At 53.0% G+C, this 7,621-nt stretch carries 5 protein-coding genes and 2 pseudogenes; 4 read left to right on the forward strand and 3 right to left on the reverse strand.

The features are described 5' to 3' along the window. A pseudogene (locus tag B1757_RS15140) lies at positions 1-449 on the reverse strand (hypothetical protein); the annotation flags it as partial. Between the two features lie 704 nt (positions 450-1,153). Here B1757_RS15140 and B1757_RS15455 point away from each other — a divergent pair. Continuing rightward, a complete protein-coding gene (locus B1757_RS15455) occupies positions 1,154-1,297 on the forward strand; it encodes a hypothetical protein (protein WP_172437676.1) in 144 nt (47 codons plus the stop codon). 397 nt (positions 1,298-1,694) lie between these two features. Here the strand turns inward: B1757_RS15455 and B1757_RS10265 are convergent, their stop codons facing one another. Beyond that, positions 1,695-2,648, reverse strand: a complete 954-nt coding sequence (locus tag B1757_RS10265) for an IS1595 family transposase (RefSeq protein ID WP_101538230.1) — start codon at positions 2,646-2,648, stop codon at positions 1,695-1,697. 132 nt (positions 2,649-2,780) lie between these two features. Next, on the reverse strand, positions 2,781-4,094 hold the full coding sequence (locus B1757_RS10270) for an IS701 family transposase (RefSeq protein ID WP_101538231.1): 1,314 nt from the start codon (positions 4,092-4,094) through the stop codon (positions 2,781-2,783). Between the two features lie 331 nt (positions 4,095-4,425). Here B1757_RS10270 and B1757_RS10275 point away from each other — a divergent pair, with 331 nt between their 5' ends. The 3 genes and pseudogenes from B1757_RS10275 (at position 4,426) to B1757_RS10285 (ending at position 7,464) form a co-directional block, all read left to right on the forward strand. After that, positions 4,426-5,955, forward strand: a complete 1,530-nt coding sequence (locus B1757_RS10275) for a S53 family peptidase (protein ID WP_101538232.1) — start codon at positions 4,426-4,428, stop codon at positions 5,953-5,955. A 239-nt stretch (positions 5,956-6,194) separates the two neighbouring features. Further along, positions 6,195-6,566 (forward strand): annotated as a pseudogene (locus tag B1757_RS10280) (transposase); the annotation flags it as partial. Between the two features lie 166 nt (positions 6,567-6,732). Next, positions 6,733-7,464, forward strand: a complete 732-nt coding sequence (locus B1757_RS10285; protein WP_101538233.1) for an SDR family NAD(P)-dependent oxidoreductase — start codon at positions 6,733-6,735, stop codon at positions 7,462-7,464. The last annotated feature ends 157 nt before the right edge of the window (positions 7,465-7,621 follow it).

Genomic DNA, 7,621 nt, shown 5'->3' on the forward strand with positions numbered 1-7,621 from the left:
CCGCCGAAGCCGCCGGGGCCGCCGTCGACGCCGTTTGCGCTACCGCCATTACCCCCCAATCCTCCGCTACCACCTGCAATCGTGACTTCCTTGCCTACTGTATAGGGAGAATCTGCCTTGCTGAGACTCGAATCTCCTGTACCGCCAGATATCCCCGCAGTACCTGCGCTGCCATTTCCTGGTCCTGTCACATCAGTCCCTGTCTTTCCAGCAGCACCCATCGATCCGGTAGTTGATCCAAGGGGCGTCCTAGACGCCCACGCCGGAGCCGCAACCCCCAACCCACTCGCCAGTAAGCAGGACAGCACCAATACCCGAATCTTCGGAACCGCTCCCGTGCGCCCCAAACGCCGCCCTCTCCCGCGTTTCGATACCCCGGACTTCAACTCCGAAACCACCTGCGGAGAAACGGCTCCGACTCTCCATAACAAGCGATATACCTGGTTCATGATAGCTTCTCCTTTGCGCAGTTGGTTTGGCGATTAGTTTTTGTCGACTGACTTTTCGGATGTTATGGCAATGGGGAAACAAAAGGTACTTCAGAATGTCACGATTACCTAATATGGTCATGGCGATAGATCAAGACACAGGTTTTAAGCAATCTGAACAGACCAAGAACTTCCAGCGATCGCCATAAGACTGATAGGCACCTGATGTATCAGTTTTGAGAATGAACCCAAACCCACGTCCTATGGGCTAGGTCAGCAAAATCAACATCATCCTCTTGGGGAAGTCCAGACGTTAATCGAATCTCCTCTGACATTGCGTATGCAGTGATCTACGTGGGCCTTGCCATGTTTCTCCAGATCCAGGAGCAGCCCATTGACTCGGTTCACAGACAGAGGTATGGCCCTGGCAATCTCTGCTGCCGTGCGTGAGCTGTTCTCCAAGTACTCCAGGACTCTGGCCTGGTCCTGAGCCCCCAGAAGCTGAACAGATTGCGGTTGTACGCTTGTCATCCCGGCAAAGATACCAGAATCTCTGCTCTCCTAGCTCGTAGCAGGGGATCTGGGCCTGCTGGAAGCGACCGAAGTGATCGAACCCAATCGTCATCAGCTCGACGACAGCACCGGCTACAGGGACCTGGAACACTGTCGCCCAGCGCCAGGTCCGAGCGGCGCTACAGTCCTGGGGTGCCCCGGGGGAGAGTGAAGTGACGCGAGTAGTGCGCCACGTCCAGCTGCAGCAGGGCGAGGACGGCCAGATCACCGCCGAAACCCGCCAGGAATCCCCAGCAAACGCCTCCGGCCAGCCACTGGGAAAAAGCTGGCGGCGCTGGTTCCCCTTCCAGAAATGATCGGCCTGCCGATCCTCGGGACAATATCCTGCCACTAAGAAAGGTGGTGCGAAAGGGGAGACTCGAACTCCCACGCCTTGCGGCGCTGGAACCTAAATCCAGTTGCAGGCATATTCCCGACATATTGAAGTATAAGTATTTTTTATTAATTTTTATTATCAGCATGTTAAGCTGTTTGTATCCCACGCAACCCTAGGGTATCCCCACCTATCCCGCTGTTCAGTGCAGCGCCAGTGCAGCGCCAGTGCAGCGCAAAACATGGATGTTTTTGTTGATTTTCATATGCTTTGATGACAGAAAATTGGTAATTTTTGTCAAACAGCGCTAGTGATCGACCAATTTTCAGTAGATATCAGCGTCTGAATTCCTCACCTCTGAAATTTAAATGGTTTCCTGATTAGCACGATGATTCCGCTGAGCGGAGCCAGTGCTCGGGCCTTGGTCCGGTGTTGATGGCGGCGCGAAGTAAACTCATGGGCAAGGTGGCCAGATTAAAACGGCGGTTGAAGCGATAAGTCACGGTGGAGAGATAACGTTGCGCATATTTCCGAAACTTAAAGGCATGATAAGCACCGGAAAGACTCGTTTTGAGATTTCCAAGCACGGTGTTAACCCAGCCGAACTGAGGCAAATCCTTCGGCTTGCGTCCACCAGAGACAATTACCACATGCCCCCGTCCCGCATCGGCTATTCCATTGAAGCAAGGGAGACCATCGGTCAGGACCTGACATTTTTTATCCAGCGTAGTGCGCGCCCAGTCTGCTATGGCCAGACCAGTAAATCCTTTAATGACGGTGAAGCGTGCGTAGATAGGATGCTCCTGTTCATCGACCGAAACGGCTGCGACAAAGGGCACCTTGTTTTCGGAGCAGCGTCCCGGCTTGCCGCCGGATCGTTCCCCGCCCAGATAAGCGTCATCGGCTTGTACGGAACCCTGCAGCGTATAGAGGGCTTCGCGTTCCAGCATGGATTGCATGAGCTTGTGATGGATGCGCCAGGCTGTGGGGTAACTGACGCCGAGCTGGCGACTCAGCTCTAATGCGGACATCCCGGTTTTCGCCTGGCTGATCAGGTAAATGGCCAGAAACCAAAGGATCAAAGGCAAACGAGTTCCTTGAAAAAGGGTTCCGGCAATCAACGAAGTCTGATGGCGACAATGGCTGCACTGAAAGGTCTTGCGCGAGCCGCCTTTCAGAACAGAATGGCGGGTACCTTCACACTGGGGGCAATGGAATCCGTCTGGCCAACGCGCCGATTCCAGGGCCGTTGCGCACTGTTCCTCGGTGCCAAAACGCTGCAGGAAATCGGGGAGAGACAATCCTTTCTGAAACTGCACGCGGTTCATCGCCATGGAACACATCGCTGTCATAAGAATCAGTGGATTATATCAGGATGGATTACTATACTGAAGTTTAGACATTCCGCTTCCTCGCCTGTCTCAGTGAGTGGCGATATGATGCAGTAAATTTGGGGTAGAAGTGCGTCAAGCAGCCTTTTTGCGGGGTGGGTCATCAGTATCGGCCCAAAAGTCAGGATTTGGGCACTGGAATTTCCCGGACTTTGGATCATAGCCCGTCCAGAAGGGAACTCGCAGAAAATGCAGATGGAGCCATTGGGCCATGAGTCCTGCAGTGACGGGCGTAGCGATACGCCAAGGCGCTATGGCGGTCATGGGAAAGTCCTCGGTGACCGTTTCCGCGAGGAGCTGCACCATGGACCAGGCAATGCAACGAATTTGCATCCAGCGTTCGAGAACCGCGCGCCTTTGCTGCCAGAGGTTATTGATGCCCCACCAGCGTTTCAGATTATGGAAGAGGGGTTCGATCTGCCAACGATTGCCATAGAGGGTGACGATTTCAGGGGCGGTCAGATCGGTTTCGGAAGCGAGATAAAGGCGTGTGGGCGACCATCGATGGTTTTTTGTATCGTAGATAGCGCTCCAGACTGCCCGGACGGGATGGCCGTTGAGGAAGCGTGCCTGGGCGACGATGGATTGAAGACGGACTTTCTGCCATTTTCCATAGACAAACAGGGTGCGGATCTCCGTGGGGAGTGAGTTCAGGGTTTCCGGGGTCAGTTTGTCCCCATATTTCCGGGGCCGGCCTCGTTGCGCTTTGGCGGGTTTGGGCGGGGACTGCCGATACAGTGCGGTATCCTGGCGCACTTGGCCGATGAACTGGCCGCGCTGACGCAGCAGGGGCAAGAGCAGGCGGCGGCGCATGAACCAGGCATCGGTGAGCAAGCGGACGGGTACGGGGATGTGGGGTATAAAGGCCCGCAGTAATGCCCCGGCGATTTTCAGCTTGTGGGTATTACCGGTGCGAGGCACGAGGCGCAAGCGAATGGGAAAGGAAAGGGCTTTGCCGGAGCGGCTCCGCAGGGTCAACGCCAGCCCTACCCAGTTCTGGGCGAGGACATAACGGGGGCGGTTGTGCTTATGGCTGTGATCGAAGTGGATGGTCGCGCCTGGGGCCTTGGTAGAGTGTCGCAGGACCAGCGTATCGTCGATGATCAACTCGACGATCGGCAGTGGCGGCAAAACGGACAGGAGCCATCGGACTTGGGCAATGGCCAGAACCTGGGTCCGCAAGGATTCACGCTCCAGGAGTTTGTAATAAGTGGTCCAATGGCAGCGCAGCGAAATATGGCTGAGGGCACGGGTGACCCAGCCATCAGGGGAGATCAGGCACCCGCAAAGCAGTTCGAGGAAGCTGCGCCGCGAGCGGGGCGGCACGGCCGCGAGAAAGTAGGAAATCCATTCTGAAAGGCGGAGGGTAACGAGACGCTGAAAGGACATGGCAGTGATTCCGAGAAGCCTAAAACGCTTCTCATTGGCCGACCCTTTTTTCCAAAGGGTCGGCCGCACGGCACTATCACGGTGTCAAGCACTTTCGTAGCAAAAATAGAAAATAAAAACCCGGCGGAGCCGGGCTGAATGTCTAAACTAGAGTTACTATATAAAAGTACAGCTTAAACATCGTGCTAATCAGGTAATTTAATGGTCATATTCCCATTTTCTGGATTATAGTGGTGAAGACATCAACGCCTTGAATTTTAGTTTAGTTGCTAACTGGTAGTAGATGCGATCTGGTGCAATGTGAACAGCGGACTCGACAAGGAGCGCTCCGATGAACAATTGGGTATATGAACCGTTTCCTGAAAGTATGCACGGAGAACCCGCAGAGGCTCGTCGACTTTCCCGCCTGGAAGATCATGAAAACATTCAAATCAGTCTGTATGTAAAACGACGCCCGGTGAATAATATTCTGCTTTCTCGTGAGAAAATGCTGGCGAGTCGGGAGACTCTGTATCGTTCCGACCTCGATATTGTCAGTACATTTGCCCAAGATCATGGTCTCAAAGTGTTGGAGGTGGATGCACGCCGCAGGCGGGTGCGTATTTCCGGGACGGCGGCGCAAATGCGGACAGCCTTCAAGGTGGATCTGTATTGGTACCAAGGAAACGCAGGCAAATTTCGTGCATATGTTGGTGTTCTTCAGGTACGCTCAGACCTCAAAAATGTCCTGGAATCTGTACTTGGTTTGGATGAACGGGTTATTGCTCACCCCCGGCTGAGGCGTATCGATAGGTCTTCAGCCACAACATCCAGTGCCTATCTTCCCAATCAGATCGCTGGATTTTACGGGATTCCCGTACATCCGACAGGTGCTGGAGAGTGCATTGGAATTATCGAGTTGGGTGGAGGCTTCCATCAGTCCGATATTCGTACGGAATTTGCGGCGATGGGGTTGATACCCCCCAATGTGTTAGCCGTCAGCGTGGATGGTGGTGAAAACAGTCCCACTACGCCTGACTCAGCGGATGCCGAGGTTGGGTTAGATGTCCAGGTGGCCGGCGCCGTCGCCCCTGGAGCCTTGATTGTTGTTTACTTTACGCAAAATACTGATGCGGGTTTTGCTGACGCCGTATCTTACGCGGCTACCGACAGTAGCCATAACCCATCTGTCATGTCCATCAGCTGGGGATCACCAGAATCAGAGTATTCTGCGCAAGCGCGCAACAGCCTGAATTCTGCTCTGCACGACGCAGCAGAGGCAGGGGTAACTATCACGGTCGCTGCAGGAGATAACCTTTCTACCGATGGTCTCAACGATGGCGCCGTACATGTCGATTTTCCAGCCTCCAGTCCCTATGTGGTCGCCTGCGGCGGAACGTCGATTACTGTCAGTAGCGGACGGATTAGTCAGGAGGTGGTCTGGAATAATGGTACCAGTGGTACTGGAGGTGGAATATCTGGAATATTCCCGGTCCCTTCTTATCAGTCTCAGGTGAAACTTCCAGTCAATGTTGGTTCTGGATCCTCTGGAAGAGGTATGCCCGACGTGGCTGCGGATGCGAATCCTTTCTCAGGATATCAGGTGACTGTAGATGGTGAGACTTTCCCGGTAGGTGGGACCAGCGCAGTAGCACCGTTATGGGCAGGTTTTTTTGCCCTGGTGAATAATGCTCGTGACAACGCGTTAGGATATGCAAACCCAATTTTATATAGCCAGACAAAGGGATTTCGTGAAGTTTTACGTGGGAATAATATTCCCGCCAACTTCAATCTAGGGTACCGAGCGGGCCCAGGTTGGAACGCATGCTGTGGGCTCGGTGTAATGATTGGTCCAGATCTGTTTAAATTTTTGACTCAATGAGGTTGAAAGTTGGAACCAAATGCCATGCCTTATGTGATCTTTGGACTAAGATGCGCATGATAAGTCTTCTTATAAAACAAACTGATAAACTTGCTAGTGGAGTGCTGCATTCTTGATGAATCTAATGATTGATCCGCGCTTATCCGGTTGTCACAGACACCCACTAGCAGCCCGTCGGACTTTCATTTTGCCTAAAATTATCGTGTAATTACTTATGGTTCAATGTGATGAGTGATTTTATGGCCCACTTCCTCGCTGCTGACCGCAAGACCGATTATCTTCTGCCACCCTCCATGGACGACTTGCTCCCGGAAGGTCACTTGGCCCGTTTTATTGTGGAACTCATTGATCAGCTCGACCTCTCGCTACTGGTCCAACAATATGCGGGTCGTAGTCATAAGGCCTATCACCCGGCCACCCTCCTGGCGATTTTGGTCTACGGCTATGCCAACGGGATCTTTTCCAGCCGTAAATTGGAACAAGCCACCTATGATTCTGTGGCTTTCCGTTACCTCGCGGCAGGCCGTCATCCGGATCACGATACCCTGGCCACCTTCCGTCGCCGCTTTCTGGGCGAACTGCAAGGATTGTTTTTGCAGGTGCTGGAGCTTTGCCCGAAGATATCCAGCGCCGTGCAGAACGGGAAGCCCTGGGACAAAAACCCGAGGCAAAGCCCCCAGGCACCGGACCCAGCCCCTCAAGCTACGTGACCATCAGCGCGTCTAAAACCATCAATACCTCTGACCGTACTCACAACTTGAAATAAAAGGGAACTACATGAACTTACATCTTGACGGATTACACGCTGTGGTTACGGGAGGCTCTGCTGGCATAGGGGCCGCAATAGTTCAGGTGCTGGCCGCTGAGGGAGCCCAAGTATCTTTCTGTGCCCGAAGACAGGTACAGATCGACGAGCCGCTGCGTCTGGCCTCTATTTACTCTGGCACAGTGCGAGCGGAAGCCATCGATGTCACGGATGGAATACGTTTTGCCAAGTGGCTCAACACCATAGCTCCATTTGATATTTTCATTCCCAACGTGAGCGCATTGAGCACGGATTGGTGCAAATCATTGCAAACGGACATTCAGGCTACTGTTGACGCGACCGAGGCTGCAGTTCCTATCCTCCTGAAATCATCTCATGCAGCCATAACTTATATCGGATCAAAAGCGAGTTCTCTGGCTGCCCCAGAATCAGCCTCTTATGGAGCAGGCAAGGCTGCCGTAGCCCATTACATGAAATCACTGGCTCGGCGTTTGTTGCCGACAATCAGGGTAAATACGGTTTCCCCGGGTGACACTTTTTTCACCGGTGGACTCTGGGATCGGGTGCACCAAAGTGATCCTGAAATCTTCAAAAAGGTAATGGAGCGGAACCTGTTAGAACGTTTGGCCACGCCTGAAGAAATAGCTCGAGTAGTCGCTTTTGTGTCAAGCCCGGCGGCTAGCTTTGTTGCTGGTGCTAACTGGTACGTAGATGGAGGATCGACGAATCATGTGCAGTTCTAATTGTGACAACCCAGCGAGGGAATTTTCTAATGCGTAACCAGTTGTTGCAGATGCCACGGAAAATATATACTTTAGTGCGTTATGTAACTCAGTATTCAACCATGCCCAGAATACCAAATGGACGGAAGTTAATTTATGGGTAGTTAAGGGGGAGCGC

Origin of the sequence: Acidithiobacillus marinus, from assembly GCF_002847505.1 — a bacterium.
Taxonomy (GTDB): Bacteria; Pseudomonadota; Gammaproteobacteria; order Acidithiobacillales; family Acidithiobacillaceae; genus Acidithiobacillus; species Acidithiobacillus marinus.